Raw genomic sequence first — 18,627 nt, forward strand, 5'->3', positions numbered from 1 at the left:
TTACTTTTTCCTTAAGAAAAACCTTGATTTTTTTAATAAAATTTTATCATTCTTGAACTTTTATAAAGATTTTCAATCTTTTATACATGAACTTTAGAAGAATTTTGCAGTTACACAACTTATAGTTGTTGTTAATATTTTTTAATTTTGTTTTAAACTACTATAATATTTATAAATAAAACTTAAGGGGGAATACATGAAAGCAAAAGTATTTAATTTGCTTATAATAATAATTTTATTAATGGATTTGATACCATTCGGTAAAGTGCTTGCTGCTCCAAGTATGTCTGTTTCGCCAACAAATACTCAGTCAGCAAAAGTCGGGATAGGTTCCTCATACCTCATCACCATAACAAATACATGTTCTGAAGTTGATTTATTTAATATTACTTATTCGCCAACTGATCCTAATTGGAGTGTCCAATTATTATCTTCTGATAATTCAACACCACTTACAGACCTTAACGGCGATAGTATTCCAGACACAGGCAATCTACAACCTAACGAGAGTGCAAATATTTATGTAAAAGTTACACCCAACTACAGTGTCTGCAACAATTCCCAATATCAGTTAACTCTTACTGCAACTTCAACAAATGGAAATTGCGGTGGAAGTGCACAAGTTGTCCTCACAACAACTGCAATTCACACTGGGAATCTTGTTGTTACAAAAAGCGCAAACCCAACTGATGCAAAGGTAGGAGATACAGTTACATGGACGATTCACATAAAGAATACAGGAGACGACCCGATTGCTAACGTCTCTGTAAGTGATACATTAGGTGCAGGATGTGCCTATACAGGTAATTTTTCATCCTCTCCATCTCAAAATTCTGGAGATTTCCCTTCATGGAGTTATAGTGAAATCCCTCCAGGTTCTGATTATGTTATTACCTTTACCTCTACAATTACAGGTTGTAGTAATGCCGATAATACAGTTTCTGTGAGTTGGGGAAACAACTGCCAAACACAAACTGCTCTTGCTTCAGTGAAAATTATACCAACCACGCCTAACATAAGTTTTACTCCTGCAAATATTGCCGTTCCTTATTGCTCATCAACCTCTGTTTTAATTCCCATTACCAACAACGGCGACGGTTTTGCAAAAGAATTTAAATTAAAAATTGATAAAATTCCATCTTTTTATAGCATACAAAATGTAGATCCAAATTGGAGTTATGACTCTAATACCGGTGAATTTACCTATATAGGAGGAAACCCTCAGGGCGCAATTCCACCTAACGGTATTGTAAATCTTTCTTTTGATGTTGCAATGCCTCAAGGGAGTTGTGATGTTACACAAGGAAACGCAATCCTCAAGTTTATTGTAGAATATAAAGATCCTTGCGGGAACTTATTCTATAATCCGTCTTTACTTGGAAGTATTAGTGTTTCAGGAAGTGGAAGCTATTTTGATATTTCAAAAACTGGTCCAAGAGCAGTAGATATAGGACAAACGGGACTAACCTATACGATAAATATTACCTACCATAAGGGAGGTTGTAATAACGATAGCTTAGTTACTAATATTTCGGATACTCTACCAGATCCCTTTATTCCAAATGGTGCAAATAATGGGGGAACTATCAATGGACAGACGGTTACCTGGAGTAATGTAACGTTTCAGGATGGTGTCCCACAGACTTTTACCATAACTTTTGATGTAACTTCCGATCCTTGCTATGCCCATAATACCTATACAAACGAAGTTACTCTTTCAAATTTAACTGACTGTTGCGGATGTCCCATAAGTGGAACAAACGCAACCTATGCAACGTACATTAATGATCCTGCATCTACAATAACAGACTCATCAAAGAGTGTAGATTATGAAGATATTGAGGTTGATTGTTCTACTGATACAAACCCTTACACTAACCCGTCGGGCAATCCAGATGACCATAACAACAGAAGATACACTGTTGAATATGATTTTAATACTGGAAGTAATGCACCGTCAAGTTGGAGTGGTATCATTTTTAGAGATGAACTTAATAACAATCAATTTACAAACGCTGATATTGCAAACATATTGGTTGAGGTAGATAGCGGCTTAGGTTTCCAACAAGTGTCTGGGTGGGTCGTTAATTCTTATGTCCCATTAGAAATTAATTTAAGTGGACTAAATGCACCACCTCCTAACACAGGTTTAAAACTCAGGATCTCTTTTACTGCAAGAGCAACCCGAGTGGGAAGCTATGTTGATTGGTCTTCACTTGAAATTCCAGGATTTCCAAGGGGATGTTCTTTAGACCCTAAATACTATGAAGGAATTGACGTAAGCGATTATAGAGCAGAACTTACACTTGCAACAACTGTGCCTCAAACTGTTGAAAAATGTGCTACTTATGATATACCCATTACTCTAAATCCTATAAATGCAAATGTAGACCACGCAGATTTAACTGTTTCTCTTAACGGTTTTACATACGTTCAAAACTCTACCACGTATAGCAATAATGGTAATTGGTGCAGCGGAACAAAAGGTGAGCCACAATATGATCCTAATACAAATACTCTTACATGGAATTACTCTCAGTTGAATGAAATCTACTCTTCTGGCACAATAACAATAAAAGTGAAAAAAGACTGCACAAATAACACATCAATTAATGTTTTGTCGAATTATAAAGATAACTGTTCTAATGGTTATCAAGTTTCTGCATCTTCATCTGCATATTTAATAAAATCTGCTTTACTTTACTCAAAAATTACACCTCAAAATAATTTTGGCTATTCAAAAACAGTTGATTGGAAATTTTATATAACAAACGGTGGCGATGGCACTGCAAGAGAAGTATTAGCTAAAACAACTTTAGGGTCTGGGTTATCATTTAATTCTGACGGTGCTTATGTAAAAATTGGAAATACAACATACAGTTATGGAGATTTTTCAATTGGATGGCCTACTGATGTAGCAACGGGAACACTTACATGGGACTTTAAAGAACTTTCAATTAGTCCCTCTTCAACCGTTGAAATTTATTTTAAAACTGATATCAGTAGTTGCAGTGAATCAAATTTAACAGCAGAAGTCTTTTCCAGTTGGTGTAGTTGCCAAGAATCAAACCACGATTATGGGCAGGTAAGGATACCAAGTTCCTATGCACTCACTACCATTGAATCTGCAGACGTATATCTCTGTGGAAACGGAAGTGTTGTAATAAAAGTTTCTAACATAGGCACTACACATGTTTACAATGCAAAAATAACAGTAGATATTCCAAAATATCTAAAATATTCGCCGAATTCTTCAAAGTATTCTTATAACGGTGGCGCACAACAAAGCGCAAACGATCCTCAGATAACACAAATTCTGGGTGGAGATTACGCTGGAGGCTATGAACTTGTTTGGGATGTTTCTGATATACCTGAGCTAAGCGATCTATCCCCTTCAGACTACATAAACCTTACTTTCAATGTTGAACCTGATTCACCTACTTACACTTCCTGTGATTTCTTCCGTAGTTCTTTTCAGAAAGTAAAGGCATATTCAAATTTTGCAAAGCCGTGCAATTCAACCGATCCTACAGAAGTTTCAAATGTTTTTGAAACTAATTTTACAACACATAAGGCTGATCTTGCAATGACTAAAATGGTTGTAAATATTGATGGGACAGATGTAAACCCAGCACATTATTTCCCAAGAGAGCTAAACTCAACAATTACTTTTGAAGTTGGTATTACTAACAATGGTGATTTATCTACCTTAAAAACGAACTTTGCAGATGTATTAACTGGAACAAACCAGCATCCATTAGATTACGTTTCTGCGCAGTATTCTTATGATGGAGGGACTTGGACGAATGTGCCTTGGGATTCTGCACCTCCTGTAGGATCCTCAGGCTCACTTATCTGGAATAATATTGAATCTGATTTAGGGCAAGGTATTGAACCAGGCAAAGCCCTTAAAATTAGAATAACTGCCACGGTTGATTCACTATGCACTTCTAATGAAGCATATAACTATTCTGAGCTTTGGACAGGATGCTCAGATTTAACTGATATGAATTCAGGTAATCTAATAAGTAGTGCAACAGGTGTTCCTGATTGGAATGGTGCTTTATCTACATCTTGCCCTATTTACCAAGCAAAATATTCAAGGGTAATGTCTCATAGAGATTCCTGGGCTATGACTTATAAAAACAATATTCCTGATTACATTCCTACTTGTGCTAAGGATGTTGTATTTGAAATCGAATTTGATAATGGTGCAACATATGAAGGAGGGACAACAATTTATGCGCCATTAGCAATTTATGATGTAATACCACAAGGTGCAACTTATGTAAGTGGTTCAACAGAATTTATGCTACCAGGAGCAGGAGCTTGGACTGCGGGAAGTGATCCAACTATTTCAACAGTAACATTCAATAGCTCTCATTACGGTTGGAATGGCAATTTTACGCAACTTGAGTGGAACTCAACGAATAATGCTACTCTTGGTCTTATAAATATTTCTCCTGGGCAGTCTATAAGGGTGCGTTTTAAACTTGATTTTGGGAACTGCAGTGCCGTTATGAATCCAATTATAAACAGGCAGAGACTTTCAGGATATGATTGTAACGGCTCTTCTGGGACTCAATTCTTCTTTCCATATGATCCTTGGTGGAACACTGACTATTGGCAATATACACCAGAACATGCATGGGTTAAAGTTTCTAATAAATTATCTCCCAACATCGAAATTACAAAGAGTGTTGATAAATCCAGTGCATCACCTGGCGATACGTTACTTTATGAAATTCATCTGAGAAATACAGGAAATGGAAGTTCTGATGTATTTAGTATTACTGATCAATTACCACCTTACACCGCCCTTGTTTCAGGAAGCATAACTGACGGTCCTCCGCCAGGATTAGGCATAGCCTATTCTTGGATGGAGCATACCTATGACTCAGTAACTAACACAATTACATGGTTTAGTAGTTCTGTTGGTATTGCGTATGATGATATAACAGGGATAACAGGATATAGTAGTAAGGTTGATAACAATGCTATTTGTCTTAGTAGTAACTGCTCTCCAGTTGGGACTGCCTATAAAAATGATGGAGATTATTTAAGACATACGGCAAATAATGCTGTATACGATGATGTGGATAATTCGGGAGATGTATCTTCTGGAGATATTTTACTTGCTGGACCAAAAGAACCTGTAGGCACACCATTTGTGGCACCACCTTCTGGAATGACAAGTGATCCTTTACGGCACTACATAGACACAGCAACTAACGCTGTATCTGTTTATGATGATGTAGATAATGATGGAACGGTTTCAGCTAACGATATTATCATTAAAGGTCCTGCTGTTCCGATTGGAACACTTTATAGTCCTCTTCCTAGTGGTGTAACAACAGATCCGTTAAAACATACAGAGCATGGAGTTCCTGCAGGTGCAGATACAACACTCTCATTCAGGGTGGTAGTTTCAGGCTCTTCTGGATACATAAGTAATCAGGCTAAATTTACTGATAGTTGTTGTTATACAACACCACTTCTATCAAATTTAGCTCAAACACATATTACGGCAACTCCTATAAAAGTAGAAAAAGATCTTGTAGAAATTAGTGGATACCAATACCCGCCACGACCTTATAAAGCACAGATTGCTGATCTTGTGAGATTTAGAATAAAGGTAAGAAATTTAGGAAATTTACCTGTTTATAACGTTGACGTTTACGATGCTCTACCAACAGGATGGGAAATTCAAAGTGGGACTTCCCGTTATGCTTTAACAAATGGATCTCTTCCTTCAAGTTGGACAAATGCGCCAGCACCAAATACATCACCATACCAAACACCCCCTGATCCACCACCTAACTTTAATGGAGTGCAGTGGCATATTCAACAGCCTCTTCAAGCGACGGATGATAACGGTGGTTCAACAGGTGGTAACCTTGATACACTTTACCTTGAATTTGTTGCAAGAATAACATCTTCTGCACTTGGTTCTCCGTCGGGCGAATACAACCTAAATAGTGCTGATATATCTTGCACTCTTGATGCTGATGGAAATCAGCCAGTTGAAAGAAGTTCGTTTGATTTATCCGATGCAACTGAGTGGGTGTTAGTTTATAAACCCCAACTTGTAATAACAAAAGTTGTAACTCAAATAGGCTCTAATACATCAAATACTACCAGAGTAGAAATAGGAGAGACGGTAAAGTATAAAATTACTGTTACAAATACTTCTTCTTTTGCAAGTGTATACAATGTCGATGTTACAGATACTCTTCCCACAGGTTTTTCTTACAAACCAGGTTCAACTTATGCAACCTGGGTAAGTTGGTCAGGCAGTCATTCATCAACAAACGATCCGATAGGAGCAAATCCTTACCTATGGGATCTTAATGCAGAAATTAAAGCAGGTGAGTCTTTAACTATTACTTTTGAAGCAGTAGTTACTTCCAGTGCAAACTTGGGACAAGCTGTTAACACTTCAACTGCACAGGGTAATGATGGTGATGGAGCTTTATACGCCGCAACAGCACCAGATTCTACCAACCAAGCGAAAGCATCCGTAGTTGTATACAAGCCTGTTTTGAGGGTAACAAAGGTAGCAGATCTTTCAACTGTTTCTGTCGGAAGTGAAGTTACGTTTACAATAAAAGTTGAAAATCTAGATTCGTATGCTTCGGCATATAGCGTTGATGTTGTAGATACGCTCCCTTCTAACTGGAATTACGTTTCAAATACTTCAGAATACGTTTTGAATAACGGATCAACCCCTACAAGTTGGAATCCAACTACACCTACAATAACAGGTAATACTTTAACCTTTGATTTAAATGAAACGATAAATTCAACTGATGACCAAGGAACTTCTTCGGGAGTCTCTAATGATACCTTATGGATAAGATTAAAAGCAAATCCAACGAATTCTGCTGTGGGATGTTCAAACGTAAATACTGTTTTAGTTAATGCAAAAGACGGTGAGGGTACATCTATTCCTTCTGTATCTGATAGTTGTGAAGTATGTGTTTGCTCTCCCAAACTTGCAATTGAAAAATTTGCAAATAAATCAAAGGCAAGAATAAATGAAAGTGTTGAATTTACCATAAAAGTTATCAATAAGAACCCAGTTGATGCATTTAATGTGGATGTCTTTGATTATCTGCCAAATGGTTGGATTTATGAAAACAATTCAACTTCGTATGCTTTGACAAATGGTTCAACACCAACTAGCTGGACACCTTCTTCAAATCCTGTAATTAGTGATGATACACTACATTTTGATCTGAACTTACTTATAAAAGGTAGCGACGATAATGGTGGTGCAACAGGTTCAGCTCTTGACACGCTTTTTGTAAAATTCTCTTCTCATCCTACAAGTAGTGCTTCTTATGGAGCAAATACTAACAGAGCAGTTTCACAAGGAGAGGATAGTGGAGGAAACTTAATTGGTTCACCTATTAGTGAATTCTATGTTAATGTCCTAAAACCCGATGTCACAATAACAAAGGTAAGTAATGTAAACACTCAAAATGTTAACGGTGAGATTACCTATACAATTACTGCAACAAATAATGGCAACGAAGATCTCATAAATGCAACAATTATTGATACTCTACCTGATGGTGTAACTTTTGTATCCAGTTCGGGCGGCACTTATACCCCAGGATCACCTGCGACTGTTAAGTGGAGCAGTGTCTCCATACAAGCTGGAGGAGGTAGTTGGGTTGGCACAATTACTGTTAAAGTTAACAAAAATATTCCTGATAACACCTTACTTAAAAATTCTGTAACAGGTTCAGGAAGTGATACTCAAGGTAATCCGTATAATTTTGATGTAGCAACCTCGCAAACTGAAGTTTTATCACCAAATCTTGTAGTTTCAAAAGAGAGTAATCCTAATCCTGTAAAAGCAGGGCAAAATTTAACTTATACAATTACGATTTTAAATAACGGTTCTGCTCCTGCAAATGGTGTTGTTGTAACTGACAATACTCCTGTCAATACTACCTTTGTATCTGCAAGATTTATCACAGGCACAGGTTCGGTTAATACTCCTAACGTAGGAGAATCTGGACTTATAACCTATAGTGTATCAGGACAAATAAACGCAGGTGATTCAGTTATCTTAGAACTTGTTGTTCAAGTTAAATCTCCGATTAACGACAACACACACATTAATAATACCGCAACAATTGATTCTTCTGAGCAAGGCCCAATAAATGCCTCTAACGATACAATTGTTTCTTCTCTACCTAATCTTACAATTGCCAAAAGTGATTCTGAAGATCCCATAAAACAGGATAGGGACTTGGTTTATACGATAAGTTATGCAAATACAGGAACGATGAACCTTACAAATTTAGTAATTGTTGATACGCTTCCAAGCGGTGTTACTTATGTATCTTCAACTCCTTCTGGAAGTCTTGTGGGTAATACTTTAACATGGAATGTCGTAAATCTACCAGCAGGATCATCGGCAAATATTACAGTTGTTGTTCATGTAAATAGTGATGTTCAAAATGGAGCAGTTTTAATAAACCAAGTAAGTGCTAATTCTGATCAGGTAAGCGCAAGCACTACCGAAGATACAACAGTTGGTGCTCCAACAAATCTTACGATCTCTAAATCTGATAGTTTGGACCCAGTGCAAGCAGGTGATGAATTTAGTTATACGATAGTATATCAAAATACAGGTGGACAAGATGCAACAAATGTTGTAATTGAAGATACACTGCCTTCGGTTGTTACATTTATTTCAGAGACCCATCCTAACGGAGTAAATTTTAACCAAGGTCCACCTTTGAGATGGACGATAAGCACTCTACCTGCAGGATCATCTGGAACTATTACAATAACTGTAAAAGTGCCTTTAGATACTAATAATGGCCTCTTGCTTGTAAATACTGCAACAATAAAAAGTAGCGAGACCAACCCAGTTTCTGACTTGGAAACTACTTTAGTTAAGAGTGCACCTAACCTTGTGATAGATAAAACTGCACAATCAGTTAATAGCCCTCCACAGGCAAAAGACACCTTGACTTATTCAATTAAATATGGAAATACAGGCAATCTTACTGCAACCAATACTGTAATTACAGACCATATTCCTTCTAATACGCGCTTTGTTGTTGGTAGTGCAACACAACCTGCGGGAGTGACCGTTGAATACTCAAATGATAACGGCGCAACTTGGAGTTATACACCTACTGCAGGCGGAGATGGAACAGATCCAAATGTTACAGATATAAGATGGAATATAGGAATTTTAGCTGTAAATGTTGTGAATCAGGAAGTAACTTTTAAAGTTGTTATCAATTCACCTCTTCCTGATGGCACAGTAATATCTAACACTGCAAAGATCCAGTCAAATGAGATAACAACTCCAATAAGTGATACTGAAAACACAACTATAGGTTCTGCACCTAATCTTCATATCACAAAAACTGCTCCTTCTTCAGTTAATGCTGGAGATACCATTACCTACACGATTGAATATTGGAACGATGGCAATATGAACGCAACGGGTGTAGTAATTACAGAAAGTTATGATCCTAACGTTGAATTTGTTTCTTCAACGCCAAACCCTGATAACGGAACAAATAACCAGTGGACAATTGGCACTATAGAGAGTGATGCTGTCCACCATGCAATTACTGTAACGGTAAGAGTTAAAGCCCCTACACCAAACGGAACTGTTATTAATAATACAGTAACAATTGATTCAGACCAGACGAATCCCTTGCAGTCAACCGCACAAACAACGGTAGGCTCTGCTCCTACTTTAACAATTTATAAGATAGATACACAAGACCCTGTTCAAGCAGGAGAAAATATTATTTACACAATAACTGTTGGTAACACTGGTAATGCAAACGCAACAAATGTCGCAATAACCGATACTACACCACCAAATACGACATTTGTTTCGGCAAGGTTCATCACAAAATCAGGTTCGATTAATAACCCAGGTGTAGGAAACACAGGGACAATTACATGGACGCTTACAGGAGCACTTGCACCAAATGAGGAATTTGCAGTAGAGCTTATTGTAAAAGTTAATTCACCTCTTGATAACGGGACTGTAATTCATAATACAGCACATGTCTCTTGTGTAGAAGATTCGGTAGGTAAAGATGAAACTGAAGATACAACCATACAATCATCCCCAACCTTGAGTATTGATAAGGTTGATTTAAACGATCCAGTGCAAGCAGGAGATAATATTACTTATCACATCACTGTAACAAACAGCGGCAATATGAATGCCCACAGCGTCGTAATTACAGATGAAATTCCTCAGAACACAACATTTGTTTCTGCAAGTTTTGTAAGTGGTGGCGCTGGTTCGATTACTGACCCTGGTGTTGGTAATACGGGAACAGTTCAATGGAATTTATCCGGAACATTAAACGCTTTAGCATCTGTTGTGGTTGAACTTGTTGTGAAGACTAATTCACCTCTTCCTGATGGCACAGTAATATCTAACACTGCAAAGATCCAGTCAAATGAGATAACAACTCCAATAAGTGATACTGAAAACACAACTATAGGTTCTGCACCTGCACTTACAATTACAAAAACTGATTCCCCTGACCCAGTTCAGGCAGGAGATAGTATCACTTACACAATTACAGTCACAAATACTGGTAATATGAATGCAACGCAGTTTGTTATAAGTGATGAAATTCCAATTAATACAACATTTGTTTCTGCAAGATTTGTAAGTGGACTAACAGGTTCAATTACTGCCCCTCCTGTTGGTGGGAACGGCACTGTTACCTGGACACCAAATCCAGATGTATTACCTGTAGGTGCAACTGTTGTAGTAGAATTAGTAGTTAAAACGGCAAATTCACTCCCTTCAGGAACTATAATTACAAATAGTGCTTACACAGACTCTAAAGAAACTCAGCGAGTGTTAGCTACCATTGATACTACTATTAGCGGAGTTCCAATTCTTAAAATTACAAAGACTGCCTACCCAATAGAACAAGCACCAGGTGAAATCGTCATCTATTCTATAAATTACAGTAATACTGGTAATTCACCTGCAACCAATGTAGTAATTGAAGAAGCATATCCAAGCGAAGTTGATTTTTACTATGCAAATCCAAGTCCAACTTCTGGAAACAACATATGGATAATTCCAACACTCAACGGAGGAGAAAGTGGTAGCATTACTGTTGTTGTAAAAGTTAAAAAGAATGTTCCTCTTACAACACCACCCCTCAAGGTAACAAACACTGTGAATGTAAAGTGTAATGAATCGCCTCAGCCAGTTTCTGCCGAAGCTTCCTTTGAAGTAAAAGCACCTGGTTTTTGGGATCCATTGCTGTATAGAAAAGAAGTTAACCCTAAAGGAAGTGTTTATCCTGGAGTCTGGCTTACCTATACAAACTACTATGGGAATAATGGTAATGCACCTGCAACTAATGTTGTAATTACTGACGTCCTTGATTCAAACTTAGACGAAACAACACTTATTATCTACAATGGTGGCACATACAATCCAAGCAATAGAACAATTACTTGGGTGATTCCTGTAGTTCAACCACAGGAAACAGGCTCGGTATCATTCAAGGTTATGGTAAGACGCACAGTAAATGGTATGACGCTTATTACAAATACATCATATATAAAGTCAGACCAGACCCCAGAACAAGTTGCAACTAACACTGTCTATAATACTGTTATAGCTCCTTGCCCGCCGTGTATTGTGAATCCACCTACTCCACCTACCCCACCAACTCCATCTTACTCGATTGACATTTCATTTAACGAGCCAGAAACTATTTGTGCAAGTTCTTTCTCTAAGTTTGTGTTAACGTTTACAAATGGAGTTGCACCTTACGAATACTCAGTCGATTTTGGCGATGGGACACCAAAAGAAACTGGTAAAGAAAGTGGAAATTTTATCTCTTTGATCCATACTTACAATAATGTTTCTTCATACACAGTATCAATAGAAGTAAAAGATGCAAACAAAAAAGTTGCTAAACTTACAAAAACTGTTGAAGTAAAAGACTGTACAGAGGGTATAACGATTTATCATCAAAACTTCATGATTGGTTATCCAGATAATACCATAAGGCCCGAACGAAACGTAACTCGAGCTGAGATTGCTGCAATGCTTCTGAGGGCACTTGGTATCAATGCAACGATATTAAGTGACGACATACTTCCATTTAACGACATTCCTATAACTCACTGGGCATATAACTTCACAAGAAGAGTTTATCAAGAAGGATTAATGGAGGGAGATACAATTGGCAAGTTTAGGCCAGATGATTTTGCAACAAGGGCAGAGGTTGCAACAATTTTAGCAAGACTTAGAAAGTTGAATTTAGATGATTCAGAGCCGTTATTCTCTGATGTTAAACACTCCGATTGGTTTAATAAATACGTAAATGCAGCCGTAAAAGCAGGGCTAATTACAGGTTATCCAGATAAAACGTTTAAACCAAATGGATATGTTACAAGAGCAGAATTTGCAGCAATGTTTGAAAGAGCTCTCTTTAGAGAAGATATACCTTTGTTAAAGAATAAAATTAGCGGAAATGAAAATATCCTTAAATTTAAGGATCTATCACCAACTCATTGGGCATACTACATTATGCTTGAAGCTTTCCAACCGCATCTCATGGTTAACGCTTCTAAGGCAGATGTATTTATATCTGTTAAATCAAAAACACTACCAGTTTACATAGCAACGCTTAACTCAAAAATTTTAATTCCAAAATTAGGAAGCGAAGTTTTTGCAATTGTTCCAGCAGATGGTATGAAAGACCAACTTGAGCCAAAAGAAAGAAATGTCTTCGTAAAGATCATAAATAAAGAAACGCCATAGGCATTTAAGATTTCGTAAAGCGGGCAGAAGATAAAATCTGTCCGCTTAAATTTTTATTTTTAATTGCATCTTCTAGAAGTGCAAAATGTTTACAGTTTTGAATGGCATATTATGAAATGACAATCCCTTTGATTTAGTTATTCTATAAAAAATATGGGAAAATTCTGCACTCTTTTCCTTGCATAAGCAAGTGCGAAGCTCCCCTTCGGTCATTCTGATGAGGTGTCTTTTGCCAAAGAAAAATCTCTTCCTTCATCCTATGTTGTCATTCTGAGGGCATAAGAAGTGAAGAATCTCCTCCGTTTATGGTTTTTCATTACTTGAGGGAGCCTTAAGGGGACCCTTTTCACCCCATCAAATATAGGATACTTCGCTTAAGTTTACACTGAGCGAAGCGAACGTGCTCAGGATGACACAGGATGCAGGAGCCTTGAGGGGGTGTTATTTACCAACTCAGATTTGAGATCCTTCGTCGCTATCGCTCCACTTGACTTAGTCAAGGAAAGGAGTGCAGGATGATAAAAAAAGAGCTCAGGAAGACAAAGAAAAAGAAAACAGGATGGCACTGAGATATGAAGCATTAAATGGGTTTAACCTTCAACTTATTGGGCTTTCTCATCCTTTTAGTGATCTTTTATTCTTTAAGGTGCGCTATAGTAAATTTTATGATAGCTTAATTTATAGAACATTACATTTATTACTTTTTTAGTTATAATATATAAGTATGAAGGTGCTACTCTTTGGTGAAGTAAGAATAATACTAAATAAAGATGCTATTGAATTAGATTTTGACGGTACCATAAACGATTTAGAAGAAGTCCTTGTAAAAATGTTTCCGCAGATTAAAAATACCATAAAAAATTGTGCTTTTGCTGTAAATTTAGAGTATAAGAATAGAAACTACCATGTAAATAACAATGAAGAAGTAGCAATTATACCACCCGTTGAAGGAGGCTAAATGGTTGAACTTACAAAAGGAAGAATTGATTCAGAAAGAATTATTGAATCTCTTAAGAAAGAAGAGGCAGGTAGTATTGTTGTCTTTTTTGGAGAGCCTAGAAAAGGTAAAGAAGATGGAGAAGTTGTATCAATCACTTATACTGCATACGAAGAAATGGCTCTAAGCGAACTTAAGAAGATAGAGAAAGAAGCTTTAAAAAAAGAAGGCATAATTGATGTAGCAATAGTGCATAGACTTTTAGACATTCCCCTTAAAGAGTTTTCTCTTTTTGTGGGAGTTTCTTCAAGACATAGAAAAGAAGGATTTGAAACTTGTGAATGGATTATTAAAAAGGTAAAAGAAGTTGTGCCAATTTGGAAGGAGATTAAATATGAAAGGGACAGGAACAGTTAAAGCCATAAAGGGTGATTACATTGAGGTTGTTGCCCCAAAAGAGTCAGAATGTAAATCTTGTGCGCTAAAAGAAAGTTGTTCAAATAATTCTTTAAAAGAGGGTCAGACCATTTTTGTAAATAACACTATTGGAGCTAAAGTGGGTGATTATGTTGAATTCGAATTTAGAACTGAAGACATTAACCGAGGATTTTTCATAGTTTACGGAATACCTCTTATTTTCATAATCGTAGGGACGATTATCGGAAGCATTCTTGAAAACCGATACCAAATAAAAATTCTTAACTTAAAAGATTTTACAACATTCTTTACAACAATGATTTTTCTTGCGATTGGTATTGTGGTAGTAAAATTTCTTGATGCAAAAGAAAAACCAAAATCAAATACTACGCGAATAATCTCAAGGACTTTTTTAGAAGAAATACCTCATAAGTAAATCTTACATTTTGTAGTATAATTAATTTCATGATGGAAGAAAGATTCTATGGAGTTATTGTTGTTGGCGGAGGACATGCAGGAGTAGAAGCTTCTCTTGCCTCTGCAAGAATGGGCGTTAAAACCCTTTTAATTACGATTGATAACGATAGTATTGGTTGGATGCCTTGTAATCCAGCCATAGGTGGCCCAGGAAAAGCCCAAGTAGTAAGAGAAATTGATGCACTTGGCGGTGCTATGGCGATGGTTACCGACGAAACTCTTACTCAAATCAAGATGCTTAATACAGCACGTGGTCCAGCTGTTTGGAGTTTGAGAGCACAGGTAGATAAATGGGCTTATTCAAGAAGGATGAAAGAATTACTTGAAAACCAACCCAATTTACACTTAAGGCAAGGTATAGTGGAGCAACTGATTATTGAAAACGGTAAAGTTAAAGGAGTCGAGGTTGCAGATGGTTCTAAGTTTTTCTCGGATGCAGTTATTCTTACAACTGGCACCTATTTAAAAGGACGTATTTACATTTCATCTTGGTCAATGGAAGCAGGGCGTTATCCAAAACCACCAGCTAATAAACTCTCTATGCAACTTCAATCTCTTGGTTTTAAGATGTCAAGATTTAATACTGGAACAACCCCAAGAGTGGATAAACGATCGATTGATTTAACTAAATTTGAAGAAGAAAAAGGAGATTTTGTGCCGTTGCACTTTTCTTTTTGGAATAAACCAAAAATATACGAGAACCAAATCCCGTCTTATTTAGGTTTTACGAATGAAAAGACAATTGAAGTTACACGAAAATACATGCACCTTTCTCCGTCTGTTGCAGGTCTTATGGTAAAAACAGGGCCAAGGACTTGTCCTTCAATGGAAGAGAAGGTTAGATGGTTTCCAGATAAAACAAGGCATCAGTTCTTCCTTGAGCCAGAAGGATTTAACACAAACGAAATGTACATGCAAGGTATGTATATGTCTATGCCATATGATATGCAACTTGAAGTATTAAGAACAATTTCAGGACTTGAAAACGTCGAAATAATACGCCCAGCCTATGTAATTGATTACGATTATATAATACCAACACAACTAAATCTTACCTATGAAACAAAAATCATTGAGGGACTATTTATTGCAGGACAACCCAATGGCACCACAGGTTATGATGAAGCAGCAGGTCAAGGGCTTTTAGCAGGAATAAATGCTGCCTTAAAGGTCCAAGGAAAGGAACCTTTTATTCTTAAGCGCAACCAGGCATATCTTGGGGTAATGACAGACGACCTTCTTACAAAAGAGTTATTTGAACCTTATAGAATTACACCTTCCCACTGTGAATACAGGCAACTTTTAAGACAGGACAACGCCGATTTGAGGCTTACAAGAATTGGGTATAAACTTGGTGTTGTTGAAGAATGGAAGTATAGAATGCTTGAAGAAAAAGAGGCTAAAATTGATGAACTTAAAAAAATCCTTACAACTATTACAATATACCCCACAAAGGAAAACGTAGAAAAGTTTAAAGAATTATCAGTGAAAGAACTTCACGAACCACTTACTCTTTTTGATATGCTTAAAAGACAAGATTTTACAAAAGAAACTCTAAAGAAATTTGATTCAAGATTCTCAGATTTTGACGATGAAATACTAATGGAAGTAGAAATTGAAGCAAAATACGCTGGCTATATACAAAGAGAGATGAATAAAGCAAAAGAGTTTTTGAGATTCGAAAATTTTGAGATTCCAAAGGATATAGATTATAACATTGTTCCATCACTGTCAAAAGAGGCAAGGGTAAGGTTTTCGGAAATTAGGCCGCAATCTGTTGGACTTGCTATGAGAATTACAGGGGTTCGCCCATCTGATATTCAAATGCTGATTATGTATCTTAAAGAAAGGAAGGGAAGTGAAAATGTATAAGTTAGTTTTATTAAGACACGGAGAAAGCGAATGGAATAAAGAAAATAAATTTACGGGCTGGACGGATGTTGATTTAACAGAACAGGGTGTTGAAGAGGCACATTTTGCAGCAAAATTGTTAAAAGAGAAAGGTTACGTGTTTGATGTTGCTTTTACATCTTTATTAAAAAGAGCAATCAAAACTCTTTGGATAGTGCTTGAAGATCTTGATTTAATGTGGATTCCTGAGTATAAACACTATAGACTCAACGAAAGACATTACGGTGCCTTACAAGGATTAAATAAGGCTGAAACTACAAATAAGTTTGGTGAAGAGCAAGTCCTTTTATGGCGAAGGTCTTATGATGTTCCCCCTCCACCACTTGATAAGAATGACCCAAGATATCCACGTTTTGACCCAAAATACAAAGACCTAAAAGATGAAGAAATTCCTCTTACTGAATCTCTTAAAGATACGTTGGAAAGAGTATTGCCTTATTACCACTCAACAATTGCTCCTATGATAAGAGAAGGGAAAAGGGTAATTATTTCAGCGCACGGAAATTCTCTTAGGGCACTTGTTAAATATTTAGATAACATTTCAGACAAAGATATCACAAGCCTAAACATACCAACGGGGATTCCTCTTGTTTATGAACTTGACGACAACCTAAAGGCAGTTAGTAGATACTATCTTGCAGATGAAGCAACATTAAAGAAAGCAGTTGAAAAAGTTAAAAATCAAATAAAAGAAGACCCTAAATAGAGAAAAAGGTAAAAGATTTTACAGCCCTCACGGTGGTTGAGGGCCTTTTTTCTTTTTATAGTAGATTAAGTTATCCACAGTATCCACAGGGTGGTGTGGATAAGTTAAACATTAACGTCATAAATTATTACTTGAAAGTATTCCTTTAAAGACATTTTAAATAAATGCTTTTATTTTCCACAGAGAAAAACACAACCTTGTTAAAATGTGCAAAACCTGTTGAAAGGTTGTGGATAAGTTGTTGATATCAAATTAAATTTGAAATAAATACAACTACAGGTAAATACAAAAGAGATGGAAGCATATTTATCAATTTTATCTTTTGGATATTTAAAAGTTCTAAACCGATACCTACAATAAGCACTCCCCCAAGGCCTGTTAGGTTGTTTATATATATATCAGCCATTAAGAATTGTAGTTGTGAACCTAACAAGGTAAGACTTCCCTGTATTAAAAAAACAGAAATAGCTGAAAACATTACACCGATTCCAAGGCCTGAGGCAAGTGTAAGTGAGGTTATTCCATCCATTACGGATTTTGTGATTAGAAGAGTGGCATCGTGAGTAAGCCCTTCCTGGATTGAACCAACAACAGTCATTGCGCCAACACAAAAAACAAGTGTAGCAGTTATAAAACCTTCAACAAAACGGGGAGAGTTAGGTGAGATTTTCTGTTTTATTTTTTCAACAGACTTATTTAGTCTCTCATAAAGGCGTAATAATTCACCAGTAATACTTCCAAAAATTAGTGAGATGAAAACTTCAATGAATTTTGTTGTTTTTATAATCATTGTTATTCCTATAAGAAGAGTAAAAAGCCCAATAGATTGGATAATAATATCTCTAACTTTTGAGGGTAATCGATTTCCAATTATTAGTCCAAGAGCACTTCCAACTAATACAGTGAAAACATTTACAATGGTTCCAATCATGGTGCACCTTCCCTTTTTTTGATAATTATACGAAAAGCTATGGGTAAACAAAATCTTATACCCGAGGGGTTACCGTTTACTCTTTTTTTGTGTTTCTGGAAGACTTGAGGGTGTCCTCTTTGTGTTGTTCTTACGAGGCTTAACTCCTCAAATGTGAGGTCATTTGCTACCTCTCAGGATGACTGTTGGTGGTCATTGTAACGAGGTGTCTCTATGGTTTCATTCTGCAATATTCTCCTTGCGTAAGCAAGTGCGAAGCTCCCCTTCGGTCATTCTGACGAGGTGTCTTTTGCCAAGGAAAAATATCTTCGTTCATCCTATGTTGTCATTCTGAGGGCGTAAGAAGTGAAGAATCTCCTCCGTTTATGGTTTTTCATTACTTGGGGGGAGCCTTAAGGGGACCATTTTCACCCCATCAAATATAGGATCCTTCGCTTAAGTTTACA

The 18,627-nt window shown here is 36.7% G+C and carries 7 protein-coding genes; 6 read left to right on the forward strand and 1 reads right to left on the reverse strand.

Annotation, left to right across the window (positions count from 1 at the left end; translation table 11 throughout):
* The first annotated feature begins 196 nt into the window (after positions 1–196).
* The 6 genes from K6343_04875 (at position 197) to gpmA (ending at position 17,250) form a co-directional block, all read left to right on the forward strand.
* On the forward strand, positions 197–12,802 hold the full coding sequence (locus K6343_04875; protein MEF3245299.1) for a DUF11 domain-containing protein: 12,606 nt from the start codon (positions 197–199) through the stop codon (positions 12,800–12,802).
* 724 nt (positions 12,803–13,526) lie between these two features.
* The gene (locus tag K6343_04880; GenBank protein ID MEF3245300.1) at positions 13,527–13,760 is read left to right on the forward strand and encodes a MoaD/ThiS family protein; all 234 of its coding nucleotides are present in this window, start codon (positions 13,527–13,529) and stop codon (positions 13,758–13,760) included.
* Positions 13,761–14,156 (forward strand): molybdenum cofactor biosynthesis protein MoaE, encoded by a 396-nt coding sequence (locus tag K6343_04885; protein ID MEF3245301.1) that lies wholly within the window; start codon positions 13,761–13,763, stop codon positions 14,154–14,156. It abuts the gene before it with no gap.
* The gene (locus K6343_04890) at positions 14,134–14,592 is read left to right on the forward strand and encodes a SoxR reducing system RseC family protein (GenBank protein ID MEF3245302.1); all 459 of its coding nucleotides are present in this window, start codon (positions 14,134–14,136) and stop codon (positions 14,590–14,592) included. Before K6343_04885 ends, K6343_04890 begins: the two co-directional genes overlap by 23 nt.
* A gap of 29 nt (positions 14,593–14,621) precedes the next feature.
* On the forward strand, positions 14,622–16,505 hold the full coding sequence (mnmG, locus tag K6343_04895) for a tRNA uridine-5-carboxymethylaminomethyl(34) synthesis enzyme MnmG (GenBank protein ID MEF3245303.1): 1,884 nt from the start codon (positions 14,622–14,624) through the stop codon (positions 16,503–16,505).
* The gene (gene gpmA / locus K6343_04900) at positions 16,498–17,250 is read left to right on the forward strand and encodes a 2,3-diphosphoglycerate-dependent phosphoglycerate mutase (protein MEF3245304.1); all 753 of its coding nucleotides are present in this window, start codon (positions 16,498–16,500) and stop codon (positions 17,248–17,250) included. Before mnmG ends, gpmA begins: the two co-directional genes overlap by 8 nt.
* Positions 17,251–17,497: 247 nt before the next feature.
* Here the strand turns inward: gpmA and K6343_04905 are convergent, their stop codons facing one another.
* On the reverse strand, positions 17,498–18,181 hold the full coding sequence (locus K6343_04905; GenBank protein ID MEF3245305.1) for a DUF554 domain-containing protein: 684 nt from the start codon (positions 18,179–18,181) through the stop codon (positions 17,498–17,500).
* Positions 18,182–18,627 lie beyond the last annotated feature (446 nt).

Source organism: Caldisericaceae bacterium (genome assembly GCA_036574215.1).
Classification (GTDB): Bacteria; Caldisericota; Caldisericia; order Caldisericales; family Caldisericaceae; genus Caldisericum.

Bases quoted from the DNA above. Each gene is read 5' to 3' on its own strand.
- K6343_04875 (MEF3245299.1), top strand. From the start codon at position 197: ATGAAAGCAAAAGTATTTAATTTGCTTATAATAATAATTTTATTAATG.
- K6343_04880 (MEF3245300.1), top strand. From the start codon at position 13,527: ATGAAGGTGCTACTCTTTGGTGAAGTAAGAATAATACTAAATAAAGAT.
- K6343_04885 (MEF3245301.1), top strand. From the start codon at position 13,761: ATGGTTGAACTTACAAAAGGAAGAATTGATTCAGAAAGAATTATTGAA.
- K6343_04890 (MEF3245302.1), top strand. From the start codon at position 14,134: ATGAAAGGGACAGGAACAGTTAAAGCCATAAAGGGTGATTACATTGAG.
- mnmG (MEF3245303.1), top strand. From the start codon at position 14,622: ATGATGGAAGAAAGATTCTATGGAGTTATTGTTGTTGGCGGAGGACAT.
- gpmA (MEF3245304.1), top strand. From the start codon at position 16,498: ATGTATAAGTTAGTTTTATTAAGACACGGAGAAAGCGAATGGAATAAA.
- K6343_04905 (MEF3245305.1), bottom strand. From the start codon at position 18,181: ATGATTGGAACCATTGTAAATGTTTTCACTGTATTAGTTGGAAGTGCT.